The organism is Acidimangrovimonas pyrenivorans (assembly GCF_042643245.1).
In the GTDB taxonomy this organism is placed as follows: Bacteria; Pseudomonadota; Alphaproteobacteria; order Rhodobacterales; family Rhodobacteraceae; genus Acidimangrovimonas; species Acidimangrovimonas pyrenivorans.
Genome location: NZ_JBHRSK010000007.1, coordinates 354,097 through 368,852, shown reverse-complemented (window position 1 = coordinate 368,852; position 14,756 = coordinate 354,097). Strand labels below are relative to the sequence as shown.

Sequence of the window (14,756 nt, the reverse complement as noted above, 5' to 3'; positions counted from 1 at the left end):
ACGCCGGGCAGCGCCCGACCCGTCCCCCACCGGGGCGGGCGCTGTTGGCGAGGGGGTGCAAAGCGCGCGCCGCCGGGGCTTTGACGACCGAACCGCACCGCTCGTAGCCGCCCCGGACGGGCCGGGCGCTGCCCTTGTTCAATCGCTCATCCGCGCGGCCGCTCAGCCCGCCCGCCGCAGCGCCGAGGGGCTCTGGCCGAAGCGGCGGCGAAAGGCGCGCGAGAAGGCCGATTGCGAGGAGAAGCCGGTGCGCAGCGCGACCTCCTGCAGCGAATGGCGGGTATCGGTGACCAGCCGCCGCGCCGCCTGCAGGCGCAGGTTCAGCCCGTAGGCGGCGGGGCTCATCCCCAGCGCCTCGGCGAACAGCATCTCCAGCCGGCGCGGCGACAGGCCGATGGCGCGGGCCACGGCGCCGGCCGGCTCGGGCTCGTCCAGCCGGGCCTCCATCCGGGCGATGGCGGCGGCGACGCGGGGATCGAGCCGGCGCGGGAAGGGCGCGGGCTGCGGGCTGACCTGCGGCTCGGCCCCGCTGCGGGCGATGGTGATGAACGATGCCGCGACCTCGAGCGCGATCGCCGGTCCGTGCCGCGCCCCGATCAGGTGCAGCATCATGTCCGAGGCCGGTGCCGCGCCGCCCGCCGTCATCCGCCCGCGCGAGACGATGAAACGGTCGGGCACGACATCGACGCCGGGATGGGCGTTGGCGAGGTCTTCCAGGTCCTCCCAATGCACCGTCGCGGCGTAGCCATCCAGCAGCCCGGCCCGGGCCAGCACCCAGGAGCCGGCATCGATGCCGCCGATCGCCCGGAAGCGATGGGCGACGCGGCGCAGCTCGCGGATCAGCGGCCGCGTCGCCACCTCGGCCTGGCGGAAGCCGGCGATGACGATCAGCGCGTCGGTCTCGCCGATATCGGCCAGCGTGCCTTCCGAGGGCAGTTCCAGCCCGCAGGTCAGCGGCACCGCCTTGCCGTCGGGCGAGACCACGCGCCAGCGGAAGGCCTGCCGCCCGAGATGCCGGTTGGCGCTGCGCAGCGGGTCGAGCGTCGAGGCGACGGTCAGGATCGAGGCCTGCGGCAGCACCAGCAGCGCCAGCGACAGCGGCTGGTCCGAGCGGGCGAAGATCGTTGCGTCTTGTGCCATATCTTTTTCGTATATCGTCAAATCGGGTGCGGCAAGCCGGCTATAGTCGCGCCAACGAAGGAGGGAACCCATGCCGCTTGCCATGAACCGAGAGGTCTTCATCACCTGCGCCGTCACTGGATCGGGCGGCACCCAGGATCGCAGCCCGCACGTCCCGCGCAGCCCGGCCCAGATCGCCGAGAGCGCGCTCGACGCCGCCCGCGCCGGGGCCGCCGTGGTCCATTGTCATGTCCGCGACCCCGAGACCGGTGCGCCGTCGCGCGATCCGGCGCTCTACCGCGAAGTCACCGACCGGATCCGCGAATCCGATACCGACGTCGTGCTCAACCTGACCGCCGGAATGGGCGGCGACATGGTCTTCGGCCCGACCGAGCAACCGCTGCCGGTGACCGAAGGCACCGACATGATCGGCGCCTCCGAACGCGTCCGCCACGTCGCCGAATGCCTGCCCGAGATCTGCACCCTCGACTGCGGCACGATGAACTTCGCCGAGGCCGATTACGTCATGACCAACACGCCGGGGATGCTGCGGGCGATGGGGGCGATGATGACCGAGCTGGGCGTCAAGCCCGAGATCGAGGCCTTCGACACCGGCCACCTGTGGTTCGCCAAGCAGCTGGTGAAGGAGGGCGTTCTGGACGCCCCGGCGCTGGTCCAGCTCTGCATGGGCGTGCCGTGGGGGGCGCCGGACGACCTCAACACCTTCATGGCGATGGTCAACAACGTGCCCGAGGACTGGACCTTCAGCGCCTTCTCGCTCGGCCGCAACCAGATGGCCTATGTCGCCGCCTCGGTGCTGGCCGGGGGCAATGTCCGCGTCGGGCTCGAGGACAACCTGTGGCTCGACAAGGGCGTGCTGGCGACCAACGCCCAGCTGGTCGAGCGGGCCGCGGGGATCGTCGAGAACATGGGCGCCAAGGTGATCGGCCCGGAAGCGGTGCGGGCCAAGCTCGGCCTGACCAAGCGCGCGCCCAAGGCGCTCTGAGGGGGGGAGCCGATGGAAAAGGTCAAGTTCACCCAGATGAAGGACGGCGACCGCGAGGATTACGAGTTCCTCACGGCGCATGAGACCGAATATGCCGCCAAGACCGGCGCCCGCCTGCTGACCGCGCTGGTCGAGCTGGATGCCAGCCTGTCGGGCTACCAGATCACCCGGCTCGGCCATTCGCTGCAATCGGCGACCCGGGCCTGGCGCGACGGCGCCGACGAGGACTGGGTCGTGGCCGCGCTCTTGCACGATATCGGCGACATCTACGCGCCCTACAATCACGACGAATATGCCGCCGCCATCCTGCGCCCTTTCCTGCGCGAGCAATGCACCTGGGTCGTCGAGAAGCACGGCGATTTCCAGCGCGTCTACTACGCCCATCACCTCGGCGGCGACCGCAACACGCGCGAGAAGTTTCGCGATCATCCCTATTACGACGATTGCGCCGAGTTCTGCGAACGCTGGGACCAGGCCAGCTTCGATCCCGACTACGACGACCTGCCGCTCGAGTTCTTCGCGCCGATGGTCGAACGGGTCTTTGCCCGCAAGGCCTATGACCCCGAGGCGGTGCGCGAAGGCGCCCGGGTGGCGCTGACCGACGCGGCGGTGGCGGCGGAACGTGCGGCACAGAAGCAGGGAGAGGCCTGATGGCGAAACAGGCGGCAATCATCGGCGGCGGGGTGATCGGCGGCGGCTGGGCCGCGCGCTTCCTGCTCGCCGGCTGGGACGTGGCGGTGTTCGATCCCGACCCGGAGGCCGAGCGCAAGCTGTCCGAGGTGCTGGAAAACGCCCGCGCCAGCCTGCCGGCGCTGTCGGACATGACGATGCCGAAGGAAGGCACGCTGCGCCTCGTCGGCACCATGTCCGAGGCCGTTTCCGGGGCCGACTGGATCCAGGAAAGCGTGCCCGAGCGGCTGGAGCTGAAGCGCAAGGTCTACCAGCAGATCCAGTCCCACAGCCGGCCGGGCACCGTCATCGGCTCCTCGACCTCGGGCTTCAAGCCGTCCGAATTGAAGGGCTGCGCCACCCGGCCCGAGGAGATCGTCGTCACCCACCCGTTCAACCCGGTCTACCTGCTGCCGCTGGTCGAGCTGGTGCCGGGCGAAACGCCGGCCGAACTGATCGAGAGCGCCAAGGAGACCCTGCGTGCCATCGGCATGCACCCGCTCCACGTCCGCAAGGAGATCGACGCCCATATCGCCGACCGCTTCCTCGAGGCGGTCTGGCGCGAGGCGCTGTGGCTGGTCAAGGACGGCATCGCCACGACCGAGGAGATCGACGACGCGATCCGCATGGGCTTCGGCCTGCGCTGGGGCCAGATGGGCCTGTTCGAGACCTATCGCATCGCCGGCGGCGAGGCCGGGATGAAGCATTTCCTCGAGCAGTTCGGTCCCTGCCTGACCTGGCCCTGGACCAAGCTGATGGACGTGCCGGAATATAACGAGGAACTGGTCGACCTGATCGCCGGCCAGTCCGACGCGCAATCGGGCCAATACTCGATCCGCGAGCTGGAACGCATCCGCGACAGCAACCTCGTCGGCTTCCTCCGCGTCCTCAAGGACCGCAACTGGGGCGCCGGCAAGGTGCTGCGCGACCACGACGATGCCCGCCGCGAGGACGCCGTCGAGGAGGCCGCGGCCGAGGCCGCACCGCTGGAACTGGCCCATCTTCAGGTGCTGCCGGGCTGGATCGACTACAACGGCCACATGACCGAGAGCCGTTACCTCTATGCCTGTTCCGAGACCACCGACGCCTTCATGCGGCTGATCGGCGCCGACATGGCCTATGTCGAGGCCGGTCACAGCTATTACAGCGTCGAGACCCACATGATGAACATGGGCGAGGCCAAGCTGGGCGACCGGCTGCTGGGCACGCTGCAGGTGCTCGAGGCCGATGCCAAGAAGATGCATGTCTTCGTCCGCATCCTGCGCGACGGCGAAGCGGTGGCGACGCTGGAGCAGATCCTGGTCCATGTCGACAGCGCCGCCGGCCGCGCCTGCCCGGCCCGGCCCGAGATCATGGACCGGCTGCGGCCGATCGCCGAGGCCCACAAGGCCCTGCCGCGCCCGCAAGCCGCCGGGCGCTTCACCGGACAGCGGAGAGAGAAATGAATTTCGGCCTGACCGAAGAACAGAGCCTGATCGTCGAGACGACGCGCAGCTTCGTCGAGAACGAGCTCTACCCGCACGAGGCCGAGGTCGAGCGCACCGGCCACCTGCGCCCCGAGCTGATCCGCGAGATCCAGGCCAAGGCGATGGAAGCCGGGCTCTACGCCGCCAACATGCCCGAGGACGTCGGCGGCGCCGGGCTCGATACCCTGTCCTGGCTGCTCTACGAGCGCGAGCTGGGCCGGGCCAACTACGCCCTGCACTGGACCTGCGTCGCCCGGCCGTCGAACATCCTGCTCGCCGGCACGCCGGAGCAGCGCGAGAAATACCTCGAACCCTGCATGAAGGGCGAGACCTGGGATTGCCTGGCGATGACCGAGCCCGGCGCCGGCTCGGACCTGCGCGGCATGAAGGCCTCGGCGAAACAGGATGGCGGCGACTGGGTGCTCAACGGCACCAAGCATTTCATCTCCCACGCCGACATCGCCGGCTTCGCCATCGTCTTCATGGCGACCGGCGAAGAGGACACCCCGCGCGGGCCGAAGAAGAAGATCACCGCCTTCTTCGTCGACAAGGGCACGCCGGGCTTCACCGTCCGCGACGGCTACCGCAATGTCTCGCATCGCGGCTACACCAACTCGGTGCTGGAATTCGACGATTGTCGGGTGCCGGCGAGCCAGGTGCTGGGCGAGGTCCACAAGGGCTTCGAGGTCGCCAACCAGTGGCTCGGCGCCACCCGGCTGCAGGTCGCCGCCACCAGCCTCGGCCGCGCCGCCCGGGCGCTCGGCCACGCCACCGACTACGCCGCCGAGCGGCGCCAGTTCGGCCAGCAGATCGGCAAGTTCCAGGGCGTGTCGTTCAAGCTTGCCGACATGGCGACCGAGCTGCGGGCGGCGGAACTGCTGACCTGGGCGGCGGGCTGGAAGTTCGACCAGGGCACGGTGACCGAGGCCGACATGTCGATGGCCAAGCTGAAGGCGACCGAGGCGCTGGCCTTCATCGCCGACGAGGCGATCCAGATCCATGGCGGCATGGGGCTGATGGACGAGTTGCCGCTGGAACGCATCTGGCGCGACGCCCGCGTCGAGCGGATCTGGGAAGGCACCTCCGAGATCCAGCGCCACATCATCAGCCGCGAGATGCTCCGCCCGCTGGGCGGGTGACAAGGGCCGGGGGGCTGTCTGCCCCCGTCGCCGTTGTCGCTCGTACCAATGGCGCTCCAATGGCACTCCCCCGAGGATATTTGGAAGCAGAAAGTGGGACAATGCGCGCTTTCAGTAACCCCCTGTTAGGAATGCCCTGCGAGGCTGATGTCGCGGTACAGGCGGGGACGCCGATGACCGCAGCAGGAAGTGGCACCCTGTCGTCGCAAGGAGGGCAGGGTGCTCGCACTTTCTGCTCGAAAATATCCCCGGGGGTCCGGGGGCAGGCAGCCCCCGGCCTGGCCGCCAGCCCGGAGGCGGGGGTATGAGCCGCGACCTTTCCCGCCTGCTGCGGCCGCGCTCGGTCGCTGTTCTCGGCGGCGGCTGGGCGGCGAATGTCGTCGAGCAGTGCCGCAAGATGGGTTTTGCCGGCGAGGTCTGGCCGGTGCATCCGACCCGCGACGATGTCGGGGGGATGCGGGCATATCCGGCGCTCGAGGCGCTGCCCGCGGCGCCGGACGCGGCCTTCATCGGCGTCAACCGCCATGCCACGCTGGATGTCGTCGGCGACCTGGCCGGGATGGGTGCGGGCGGGGCGATCTGCTTCGCCAGCGGCTGGCGCGAGGCGGGCGAGGCCGGGTTGCAGGACCGGCTGGTGGCCGCGGCCGGCGCGATGCCGGTGCTGGGGCCGAACTGCTATGGCGTGATCAACTATCTCGACGGCGCGCTGCTCTGGCCCGACCAGCATGGCGGCCGCCGGGTCGAACGCGGCGTGGCGCTGATCTCGCAGAGCTCCAACATCGTCATCAACCTGACGATGCAGGCGCGCGGCCTGCCGGTCGCCTATGTCGCCTGCCTCGGCAACGCGGCGCAGGTCGGGCTGGCGGAGCTGGCCGCGGCGCTGTTGTCCGACGACCGGGTGACGGCGCTGGGGCTTTATGTCGAGGGCATCGACGATGCCGCCGGCTTCGCCGAACTGGCCGAGGCGGCGCGGGCGGCGGGCAAGGGCATCGTCGCCATCAAGTCGGGCAAGACCGAGGCGGCGCGGGTGGCGGCGGCCTCGCATACCGCGGCTTTGGCGGGCGAGGGGGCGGCGAGCGCGGCCTTCCTGCGCCAGGCCGGGGTGGCCGAGGCGCATACGCTGGCGGAACTGCTCGAGGCGCTGAAAATCCTGCATGTCCACGGGCCCTTGCCGGGGCGGCGGATCTGCTCGCTCTCCTGCTCGGGCGGCGAGGCCGGGCTGGTGGCCGATCTGGCCGCGCGTCACGATCTGGACTTCCCGCCGCCCACGCAGGCGCAGCGCGACAGCCTGGCAGCAACGCTGGGGCCGCTGGTCACCATCGCGAACCCGCTTGACTACCACACCTTCATCTGGGGCGACGGGCCGACCACGACCGAAGTCTTCTCGACCATGCTGGCGGAATACGATGCCGGCGTCTTCCTGATCGACCCGCCGCGGCCGGACCGTTGCGATCCGGCGTCGTTCCGGCCGGCGCTCGACGCGATCGGGGCGGCGCAGCGGGCGACGGGGCGGCCGGCCTTCCCGGTGGCCTCCCTGCCCGAGAACCTCGACGAGGCGCTGGCCGACGCGCTGATGGCCGAGGGCGTGGTGCCGCTGATGGGGCTGGAGGCGGCGCTGGGGGCGCTCGACGCGGCCGCCGCCGGGCCGGGGCGGAAGGGCTGGCGGCCCTGGCCGGCCGGCATGGCGCGCGCGAGCCGGCTGCTGGACGAGGCCGAGGCCAAGGCGCTGCTGGCGGCCGCCGGCGTGCCGGTGCCGCGTGGCGTGGCGGCGCCGGGGCTGGCGGAACTGGCGTCGCTGGCCGAGGCGCTGGTCCCGCCGCTGGCGCTCAAGGGGCTGGGCTTTGCCCATAAGAGCGAGGCCGGGGCGGTGCGGCTCGGGCTGGACAGCCTGGCCGGGCAGGCGGAGATGCCTGGCGCCGTGGGCTACCTGGCCGAGGAGATGGTGCAGGGCGCCGTCGCCGAACTGCTGGTCGGGCTGCGCCGCGATCCGGTCTATGGTGCGGTGCTGACGCTGGGGCTGGGTGGCGTGACGGCCGAGCTGCTGGCCGATACGGTGACGCTGGTCGCGCCGGTCGCGGCCGAGGAGATCGAGGCGGCGCTGCGCCGGTTGCGGCTGTGGCCGCTGCTCGACGGCTATCGCGGCCGGCCGAAGGCGGATGTGGCGACGGCGGTCGAGGTGGTGCTGGCGCTGCAGGCGCTGATGGCGGCGCGGCCGGAGATCGAAGAGATCGAAATCAACCCGCTGATCCTGTGCCGGGACGGCACGGTGGCGGTGGATGCGCTGATACGGGAGGCCGAGGCATGACTTGGGACAACAGCGAGGGACCGGTGAAGACGCGGGTCGAGGGGGCGGTGCTCGAGGTCACGCTCGACCGGCCCAAGGCCAACGCGATCGACCTGGCGACCAGCCGGGTGATGGGCGAGACCTTCCGGGCCTTCCGCGACGACGACGCGCTGCGGGTCTGCATCCTGCGCGCGGCGGGCGACAAGTTCTTCTGCCCGGGCTGGGATCTGAAGGCGGCGGCCGACGGCGACGCGGTCGATGGCGATTACGGCGTCGGCGGCTTCGGCGGGCTGCAGGAGCTGCCGAACCTCAACAAGCCGGTGATCGCCGCGGTCAACGGCATCTGCTGCGGCGGCGGGCTGGAACTGGCGCTGTCCTGCGACCTGATCCTGGCCTCCGAGACGGCGACATTCGCGCTGCCGGAGATCCGTTCGGGCACCGTCGCCGATGCCGCCACGATCAAGCTGCCCAAGCGCATCCCCTACCACGTCGCGATGGACCTGCTGCTGACCGGGCGCTGGTTCGACGTCGCCGAGGCCAGGCAATGGGGGCTGATCCGCGAGATCTGCGCCCCCGACCAGTTGCTCGACAAGGCCTGGGAACTGGCCCGGCTCTTGGAGAGCGGGCCGCCGCTGGTCTATGCCGCGATCAAGGAAGTGGTGCGCGCGGCCGAGGACATGCGCTTCCAGGACGCGCTCAACCGCATCACCAAGCGCCAGTTCGCCACCGTCGACCGGCTCTATTCCAGCGAGGACCAGCTCGAAGGCGCCCGGGCCTTCGCCGAGAAGCGCGATCCGGTCTGGAAGGGGAAGTAGGGGGAGGGGCCGCTCTGGGTGTCCTCGTTTCCCGGCGGTTGCGCCGGGAAGCGCCCGACCCGCCCCCCACCGGGGCGGGCGCTCCCCTCGTCGCCTTGCTGGAGCCTTCCGTCGCCCAGGCAAAGAAAAAGGGGCGGAAAACCGCCCCCTCTCGTTTCATCACCTGTGACGGTGATCAGTCGGCCAGCGCCAGGTTGGTCGCCGACTCGCGGCCGTCGCGGCCGGCTTCGATGTCGAAGGTCACTTTCTGACCGTCGTCGAGGCCGCGCAGGCCCGAACGCTCGACCGCCGAGATGTGCACGAACACGTCTTTCGAGCCGCCTTCGGGCTGGATGAAGCCGTAGCCTTTGGTGCTGTTGAACCATTTCACGGTGCCGTTGGCCATCGTGAGTCTCCTTGAATTGCGCCGCCCGCGGAATTGCGGCGGCCCGGCTCGGTCAGTGCTAGATCGAATGACTGCGGCCGATAAGGGAGACAGTGGTCGATGGCAGAATAACGTCGCAGTGGGGCATATGGGGCGCTTCGCGCTCAAAATCAAGAAAATTCGTCTGGCGGGGCCTGCTTCCGGATCAGTTTCTGCCGGCGTAGACCGTGCTCCAGCGGGTGATCAGTTCCTGCTGCAGGTGGCGGGCCCGGCGCAGCCAGCTACGGCCGCCCGGCGGCCGTTCGCGCGCGCTGGCCGGCAGGGCGTCGCGGCGCGGCACGTCGGCGGTAAGAATGGCGAAAATCAACTGGGTATCGCCCGGCGCGGCGACGTAGCCGGCCAGGCCCGAGACGAAATTCAGCGTGCCGGTCTTGGCCCGGATTTGGATCGGGCTGTTGCGGATCGGCCGGCCGCGCGCGTCGCGCAGCCGCACCGTCTTGAGCAGCTCGCGCAGCGGGGCGTTCGCATTGGCCGCCGCGAGCAGGCGCACGAGCTCCGCCGCCGTCACCCGCGTGCCGCTGCCCAGCCCGGAATGATCGGTGAAATGGGCGGCGATGCCGTAGCGGTCGCGGGCCCAGGTGGCCATCTGCGCGGCCGAGGCCGACAGGCTGGCGGGCGCCGTGCCGCCGGCGGCGCTGGCGGTCAGGCCGATGGTCTCGGCGGTCAGGTTGGTCGAGTATTTCAGCATCTCGCGCAGCACCTCGGTCAGCGGCGCGCTGCGATGGCTGGCGAGCACCGTTCCGGCCCCGCTGGCGCCGGGGGGGACGCCGGGCAGGGAGGCGGGCTGGGGGGCGGGCAGGGCTATGCTCTGGGCCGCGGCGAGGGTGCGGAAGACCTCGGCGGTATAGCGGGCAGGGTGGCGGACCGGCAGCCAGCGGCCGCCGCCGCGGCCGAGCGCGCCGCGGGCGACGGTCCAAAGCTCCTTCCCGCCGCGCTCGCCATAGGTGTAGAGCGGGGCGGGGCGGTCGACCACGGCGATGTCGATGCCGCCGACGGCGGGCCGGTAGCGCAGCCCGCGCGCGTCCATCGTCGCGCTGTAGCCCTCGGCGCCGCGTTTCCATTCGAAATAGACCCGGTTGAAATTCAGGTTCAGCCCCGACAGGCCGGGATTGTAGCCCGCCTGCGCCGGCTGGCCGGGGTCGATCTCGGGGATCGGCGGCAGGGCCGAGGCGTCGAACAGGAAGCGCCCGCTGACGCCGCGCACGCCCTTGGCGCGCAGGCTGGTCGTCAGGTCGCCCAGGGCGTCGGTGTCGAGCGTCGGGTCGCCGCCGCCGGCCAGGATCAGGTCGCCCTGGATGCGGCCGTCGATCACCGGGCCGGTGGCGATCAGCCGGGTGGCGAAGCGGTAGTCCGGCCCCAGCCGGTCGAGCGCGTAGAGCGTGGTGAAGATCTTGGTCACGCTGCCCGGCGGCAGGGCGGTGTCGGCATGGCGGCTTTCCAGCACCGCGCCCGAGCGGGCGTCGGCGACGACGAAGCCCACCGTCCCGCCCAGCCTGGCCTCATTGACCAGCGCGGCGGCACTGGGCACGGCGGGCCGGGCCGAGCCCGAGCTGGACGCGGCGCTGAGCCTGCCGGGCCGCGGTTCGGGGCGCGGTGACCGGGCCGGTGCCCCGGCCAGCGCGGGCAGCGCCGCGCCGGAGAGAAGCGCGCCGAGCAGCCAGCGTCGGGAAAAGGAATGGGGCCTGTCCTCCATGCCCCGACTAAACCGCAGGCCGGCCTTGCGAACAAGGGATTTGCACGGCTCAGCCGCCGGATTTCGCGGCCGTTGCAGCGGTGCCGCGCCGGCCCCCGCTTTGGCCTCCGCTCTGGCCGCCGCGCCAATCGCCCCGGGCCCGGATCGCGCTCGAGGATTGCGCGACCATGGGCACGTTGACGAAGCACCAGGCCGGGGCGGGCTGGCAGCCCAGCCGGCGGCCGGCCGAAGGCGGCAACCGGGCCCAGGCATAGCGGTCGGCGGTCTTCGACAGCCGGGCGGCGATGCCGCTGCCGGGGCGGGCGATGACCCCGATCGGGACATGCTCGATGATCCAGCGCCAGCGTTGCCAGCGGTGGAACTGGGCCAGGTTGTCGGCCCCCATCAGCCAGACGAAGCGGACCCCGGGATAGAGCGCCATCAGCCGCTCCAGCGTCTCGGCGGTGTAGCGGGTGCCCAGCCGGGCCTCGAGATCGGTGATGGTGACGCGCGGGTCGTCCATCACCGCCCGCGCCCGGGCCAGCCGGTCCGCCATCGGTGCCGGGCCCTCGGCCTTGAGCGGGTTGCCGGGCGAGACCAGCCACCAGACGCGGTCGAGCCCGAAGCGCTTGATCGCCTCGCGGGTGACATGGGCATGGCCGGAATGGGCCGGGTCGAACGACCCGCCCAGCAGCCCGATCACCTGGCCGGGCATGGCGATGGGAAATCCCTGCACTGAACTCTCTGTCTCCGCGGCGGCCCCGTGCGGCGCCCATGCGCGGCGCCGGCGCCCTTTGTCCCCGGCCCTCACGCCGCTGTCAACGCGATGGCGCGGAAAGGGCTTGCGAGCGGAAGGTGTCTGACTTAGGTCAGCTATCATGACGACAGAACAGATCGACCCCATCGCCCGCATCCGCCGCTTCAACCGCGCCGTGACCACCGAGACCGGCGCGCTCGACGCCTCCTTCCTCGGCCGCGGCCGGCCGCTGGGGGCGGCGCGCGTCCTCAACGCCATCGGCAAGGGCCGGACGGACGTGGCCGAGATCCGCGATTACCTCGGCCTCGACAGCGGGCTGATGAGCCGGCTCTTGCGCGGGCTGGAAGCCGAGGGGCTGGTCGAGACCGTCGCCCAGGACGAGGATGCCCGCCGCCGCGAGGCCCGGCTGACCGCCAAGGGGCAGGCGGAATTTGCCGCCTACGAGGGGCTGTCGAACGACCGGGCGCAGGCCCTGCTGGCGGCGCACCCGAAGCCCGAGGCGTTGCTGGCGGCGATGGACCTCGTCGCCTCGGCGCTGGGCCGCGACCGGATCGTGCTGGAGGAGCTGGACCCGCGCAGCGACGCCGCCCGCTACTGCCTGTCGGAATATTACGCCGAACTCGGCCGCCGCTTCGAGCGTGGCTTCGACGTCAACCTGTCGCGCGACCCCGAGGCGACCGACATGCTCCGCCCCAAGGGCGTGTTCCTGGTGGCGATGTCGGACGGGCTGCCGATCGGCTGCGCCGGGCTCAAGGGCCATGACGGGACCTGGGCCGAGGTCAAACGCCTCTGGGTCTCGCCCGCCGCCCGCGGGTTGCGCCTCGCCACAAGGCTGATGACCCGGCTGGAGGAGGTGGCGCGGGAGCTGGGCATCGGAACCCTGCGGCTCGACACCAACTCGGCCCTGCCCGAGGCCGTCGCCCTCTACCGCAACGCCGGCTGGACCGAGATCCCGCGCTTCAACGACGATCCCTATCCGGACGTGTTCTTCGAGAAGGCGGTGTGAGGGCGGTGCCAAACCGGGGCCATGCCGTCACTTGCCGCATTTCATGTACCCCGTCAGCACTTCGCTCCAGGCCGCGCGCGGCTTGAAATTGCTGACTAGAGGTTTGTTCTTCTGAGGTAGGAACGCCCCGAGGCCGTGCTGGATCATATAGGCGGGGTAGTAGTCCGGTGGCCCAACTGCCTTCATCCTCTTGCAAAAAGCCTGATGGTTTGAAGAGCCGGTCCCGCCAAACCGGGAAAAGGCCTGTTTGAGTTGTGTCTGCTGCCTCGTCGTGAGGGCGTCGTGCAAGCTCAAAAAAAGCACCTGTCCGGCATCATGGGCTGATACGTCGGCCACACGGCGGGTGTCGTAAGCCGCGCGGAGCTGGAGCAGGATTACCAGGGCGGCCGCCTTGTCGTAGTCGGCCTTTTGAACGCAATCGTAGGCGCCGAGTGTCAGATCGGCCGGGGTCAATGCTTTGTCAGCCTGTGCAACACTGATGCAGCCGGGATTCCGGGTCGGAGCCAGATTGCCAGGTGTTTCGTGGGTGGTGATCTGTGCGGACGCTCCGGACCCCGCCAGTGCCAACATTGCCGCCAGTGCAGCACACTTAATCTCCATTTCGTCCCTCTCCTTGTTACCGTCTACCCGATTGCCCTTACCCGCGCACTTCACTAGATGGGGGACGAAACCCCGGCTGGAGGACTGTAAATGGCATCCTATCAATTCGTCTACCACATGGATGGCGTCTCCAAGACCTATCCGGGCGGCAAGAAATGCTTCGAGAACATCCGGCTGAACTTCCTGCCCGGGGTCAAGATCGGGGTCGTCGGCGTCAACGGCGCCGGCAAGTCGACCCTGCTGCGGATCATGGCCGGGATCGACAAGGATTTCTCCGGCGAGGCCTGGGCCGCCAAGGGCGCCAAGGTCGGCTACCTGCCGCAGGAGCCTGAGCTCGACCCGGCGCTGAACGTGCGCGGCAACGTCATGGAGGGCGTCGCCGAGAAGAAGGCGATCCTCGACCGCTACAACGAGCTGGCGATGAACTACTCCGACGAGACCGCCGAGGAGATGGCCCAGCTGCAGGACACGATCGACGCCCAGAACCTGTGGGATCTCGACAGCCAGATCGACGTCGCCATGGAGGCGCTGCGCTGCCCGCCGGACGACGCCGACGTCACCACCCTGTCGGGCGGCGAACGGCGCCGGGTCGCGCTGTGCAAGCTGCTGCTCGAAGCGCCCGACATGCTGCTGCTCGACGAACCGACCAACCACCTCGACGCCGAGACCATCGCCTGGCTGCAGAAGCACCTGATCGAATACAAGGGCACGATCCTGATCGTCACCCACGACCGCTACTTCCTCGACGACATCACCGGCTGGATCCTCGAGCTCGACCGCGGCCACGGCATCCCCTACGAGGGCAACTATTCCAGCTGGCTGGAGCAGAAGGCCAAGCGGCTCGCGCAGGAGGCGCGCGAGGACAAGTCGCGGCAGAAGGTGCTGGAACGCGAGCTCGACTGGATCCGCTCGGGTGCCAAGGCGCGGCAGGCCAAGTCGAAGGCCCGGATCAGCGCCTATGAGGAACTCGCCGGCCAGTCCGAGCGCGAGAAGCTCAGCCGCGCCCAGATCATCATCCCCAACGGCCCGCGCCTTGGCGGCAAGGTGATCGAGGTCGAGGGGCTGAAGAAGCACATGGGCGACAAGCAGCTGATCGAGGACCTGTCCTTCGCCCTGCCGCCGGGCGGCATCGTCGGCGTCATCGGTCCGAACGGCGCCGGCAAGACGACGCTGTTCAGGATGCTGACCGGGCAGGAGCAGCCCGACGAAGGCACGATCAGCTACGGCGACACCGTGAAACTGGCCTATGTCGACCAGTCGCGCGACGCGCTCGACGCCGAAAAGACGGTCTGGGAAGAGATCTCGGGCGGGGCAGAGCAGATCGAGCTCGGCGACGCGCAGGTCAACTCCCGTGCCTATTGCTCGTCCTTCAACTTCAAGGGCGGCGACCAGCAGAAGAAGGTCGGCCTGCTCTCGGGCGGGGAACGCAACCGGGTCCACATGGCCAAGCTGCTGAAATCCGGCGGCAACGTGCTGCTGCTCGACGAACCGACCAACGACCTCGACGTCGAGACCCTGCAGGCGCTGGAAGCGGCGCTGGACGATTTCGCCGGCTGCGCCGTGATCATCTCGCACGACCGCTTCTTCCTCGACCGGCTCTGCACCCATATCCTCGCCTTCGAGGGCGACGCCCATGTCGAATGGTTCGAGGGCAACTTCGAGGCCTACGAGGAAGACAAGATCCGCCGGCTGGGGCCGGATGCGGTCGAGCCGACGCGGGTGAAGTACAAGAAGTTCACGCGGTAAGGGCGCCTCGAGCGCCCCGTATTTCTGCACGCAGGGATCAAGGCCCGGGGCGA

At 69.9% G+C, this 14,756-nt stretch carries 13 protein-coding genes; 8 read left to right on the top strand and 5 right to left on the bottom strand.

Annotated features, from left to right (window positions below; all coding sequences use genetic code 11):
- Positions 1 to 162 precede the first annotated feature (162 nt).
- Complete coding sequence (locus ACFOES_RS12070; RefSeq protein WP_377833527.1) at positions 163 to 1,140, bottom strand: GlxA family transcriptional regulator; 978 nt, start codon at positions 1,138 to 1,140, stop codon at positions 163 to 165.
- A 70-nt stretch (positions 1,141 to 1,210) separates the two neighbouring features.
- Between ACFOES_RS12070 and ACFOES_RS12065 the strand changes: the two genes are divergently transcribed.
- The 6 genes from ACFOES_RS12065 (at position 1,211) to ACFOES_RS12040 (ending at position 8,498) form a co-directional block, all read left to right on the top strand.
- A complete protein-coding gene (locus tag ACFOES_RS12065) occupies positions 1,211 to 2,125 on the top strand; it encodes a BKACE family enzyme (protein WP_377833526.1) in 915 nt (304 codons plus the stop codon).
- 12 nt (positions 2,126 to 2,137) lie between these two features.
- Complete coding sequence (locus ACFOES_RS12060) at positions 2,138 to 2,776, top strand: HD domain-containing protein (protein ID WP_377833525.1); 639 nt, start codon at positions 2,138 to 2,140, stop codon at positions 2,774 to 2,776.
- The gene (locus tag ACFOES_RS12055) at positions 2,776 to 4,239 is read left to right on the top strand and encodes a carnitine 3-dehydrogenase (protein WP_377833524.1); all 1,464 of its coding nucleotides are present in this window, start codon (positions 2,776 to 2,778) and stop codon (positions 4,237 to 4,239) included. The genes ACFOES_RS12060 and ACFOES_RS12055 overlap by 1 nt, the downstream gene beginning before the upstream one ends.
- Positions 4,236 to 5,399: an acyl-CoA dehydrogenase family protein gene (locus ACFOES_RS12050; RefSeq protein ID WP_377833523.1), complete on the top strand. Its 1,164-nt coding sequence runs from the start codon at positions 4,236 to 4,238 to the stop codon at positions 5,397 to 5,399. Before ACFOES_RS12055 ends, ACFOES_RS12050 begins: the two co-directional genes overlap by 4 nt.
- A 304-nt stretch (positions 5,400 to 5,703) precedes the next feature.
- Positions 5,704 to 7,704, top strand: coding sequence for an acetate--CoA ligase family protein (locus ACFOES_RS12045; protein WP_377833522.1), 2,001 nt, complete (start codon positions 5,704 to 5,706; stop codon positions 7,702 to 7,704).
- Positions 7,701 to 8,498: a carnitinyl-CoA dehydratase gene (locus ACFOES_RS12040; RefSeq protein ID WP_377833521.1), complete on the top strand. Its 798-nt coding sequence runs from the start codon at positions 7,701 to 7,703 to the stop codon at positions 8,496 to 8,498. Before ACFOES_RS12045 ends, ACFOES_RS12040 begins: the two co-directional genes overlap by 4 nt.
- A 175-nt stretch (positions 8,499 to 8,673) precedes the next feature.
- Here ACFOES_RS12040 and ACFOES_RS12035 read toward each other — a convergent pair whose 3' ends face one another.
- The 3 genes from ACFOES_RS12035 to ACFOES_RS12025 all read right to left on the bottom strand — a co-directional run bounded on the left by ACFOES_RS12035 (position 8,674) and on the right by ACFOES_RS12025 (position 11,330).
- Complete coding sequence (locus ACFOES_RS12035; protein WP_377833520.1) at positions 8,674 to 8,883, bottom strand: cold-shock protein; 210 nt, start codon at positions 8,881 to 8,883, stop codon at positions 8,674 to 8,676.
- 184 nt (positions 8,884 to 9,067) lie between these two features.
- The gene (gene dacB, locus ACFOES_RS12030) at positions 9,068 to 10,615 is read right to left on the bottom strand and encodes a D-alanyl-D-alanine carboxypeptidase/D-alanyl-D-alanine endopeptidase (protein WP_377833519.1); all 1,548 of its coding nucleotides are present in this window, start codon (positions 10,613 to 10,615) and stop codon (positions 9,068 to 9,070) included.
- Positions 10,616 to 10,664: 49 nt separating this feature from the next.
- Positions 10,665 to 11,330, bottom strand: a complete 666-nt coding sequence (locus tag ACFOES_RS12025; RefSeq protein ID WP_377833518.1) for a nicotinate-nucleotide adenylyltransferase — start codon at positions 11,328 to 11,330, stop codon at positions 10,665 to 10,667.
- A gap of 142 nt (positions 11,331 to 11,472) precedes the next feature.
- Here ACFOES_RS12025 and ACFOES_RS12020 point away from each other — a divergent pair, with 142 nt between their 5' ends.
- Positions 11,473 to 12,357, top strand: a complete 885-nt coding sequence (locus tag ACFOES_RS12020; protein ID WP_377833517.1) for a bifunctional helix-turn-helix transcriptional regulator/GNAT family N-acetyltransferase — start codon at positions 11,473 to 11,475, stop codon at positions 12,355 to 12,357.
- A 27-nt stretch (positions 12,358 to 12,384) separates the two neighbouring features.
- Here ACFOES_RS12020 and ACFOES_RS12015 read toward each other — a convergent pair whose 3' ends face one another.
- Entirely contained in the window at positions 12,385 to 12,957 is a 573-nt protein-coding gene (locus ACFOES_RS12015; RefSeq protein ID WP_377833516.1) for a hypothetical protein, read from the bottom strand.
- 90 nt (positions 12,958 to 13,047) lie between these two features.
- On the opposite strand from ACFOES_RS12015, the gene ettA reads away from it, so the two are divergent.
- The gene (ettA, locus tag ACFOES_RS12010) at positions 13,048 to 14,703 is read left to right on the top strand and encodes an energy-dependent translational throttle protein EttA (RefSeq protein ID WP_377833515.1); all 1,656 of its coding nucleotides are present in this window, start codon (positions 13,048 to 13,050) and stop codon (positions 14,701 to 14,703) included.
- The last annotated feature ends 53 nt before the right edge of the window (positions 14,704 to 14,756 follow it).

What these genes read in the sequence shown, in the direction of transcription:
- ACFOES_RS12065 (WP_377833526.1), top strand. Translation starts at nt 1,211, where the DNA reads ATGCCGCTTGCCATGAACCGAGAGGTCTTCATCACCTGCGCCGTCACT.
- ACFOES_RS12070 (WP_377833527.1), bottom strand. Translation starts at nt 1,140, where the DNA reads ATGGCACAAGACGCAACGATCTTCGCCCGCTCGGACCAGCCGCTGTCG.
- ACFOES_RS12020 (WP_377833517.1), top strand. Translation starts at nt 11,473, where the DNA reads ATGACGACAGAACAGATCGACCCCATCGCCCGCATCCGCCGCTTCAAC.
- ACFOES_RS12060 (WP_377833525.1), top strand. Translation starts at nt 2,138, where the DNA reads ATGGAAAAGGTCAAGTTCACCCAGATGAAGGACGGCGACCGCGAGGAT.
- ACFOES_RS12045 (WP_377833522.1), top strand. Translation starts at nt 5,704, where the DNA reads ATGAGCCGCGACCTTTCCCGCCTGCTGCGGCCGCGCTCGGTCGCTGTT.
- ACFOES_RS12040 (WP_377833521.1), top strand. Translation starts at nt 7,701, where the DNA reads ATGACTTGGGACAACAGCGAGGGACCGGTGAAGACGCGGGTCGAGGGG.
- ACFOES_RS12035 (WP_377833520.1), bottom strand. Translation starts at nt 8,883, where the DNA reads ATGGCCAACGGCACCGTGAAATGGTTCAACAGCACCAAAGGCTACGGC.
- dacB (WP_377833519.1), bottom strand. Translation starts at nt 10,615, where the DNA reads ATGGAGGACAGGCCCCATTCCTTTTCCCGACGCTGGCTGCTCGGCGCG.
- ettA (WP_377833515.1), top strand. Translation starts at nt 13,048, where the DNA reads ATGGCATCCTATCAATTCGTCTACCACATGGATGGCGTCTCCAAGACC.
- ACFOES_RS12055 (WP_377833524.1), top strand. Translation starts at nt 2,776, where the DNA reads ATGGCGAAACAGGCGGCAATCATCGGCGGCGGGGTGATCGGCGGCGGC.
- ACFOES_RS12050 (WP_377833523.1), top strand. Translation starts at nt 4,236, where the DNA reads ATGAATTTCGGCCTGACCGAAGAACAGAGCCTGATCGTCGAGACGACG.
- ACFOES_RS12015 (WP_377833516.1), bottom strand. Translation starts at nt 12,957, where the DNA reads ATGGAGATTAAGTGTGCTGCACTGGCGGCAATGTTGGCACTGGCGGGG.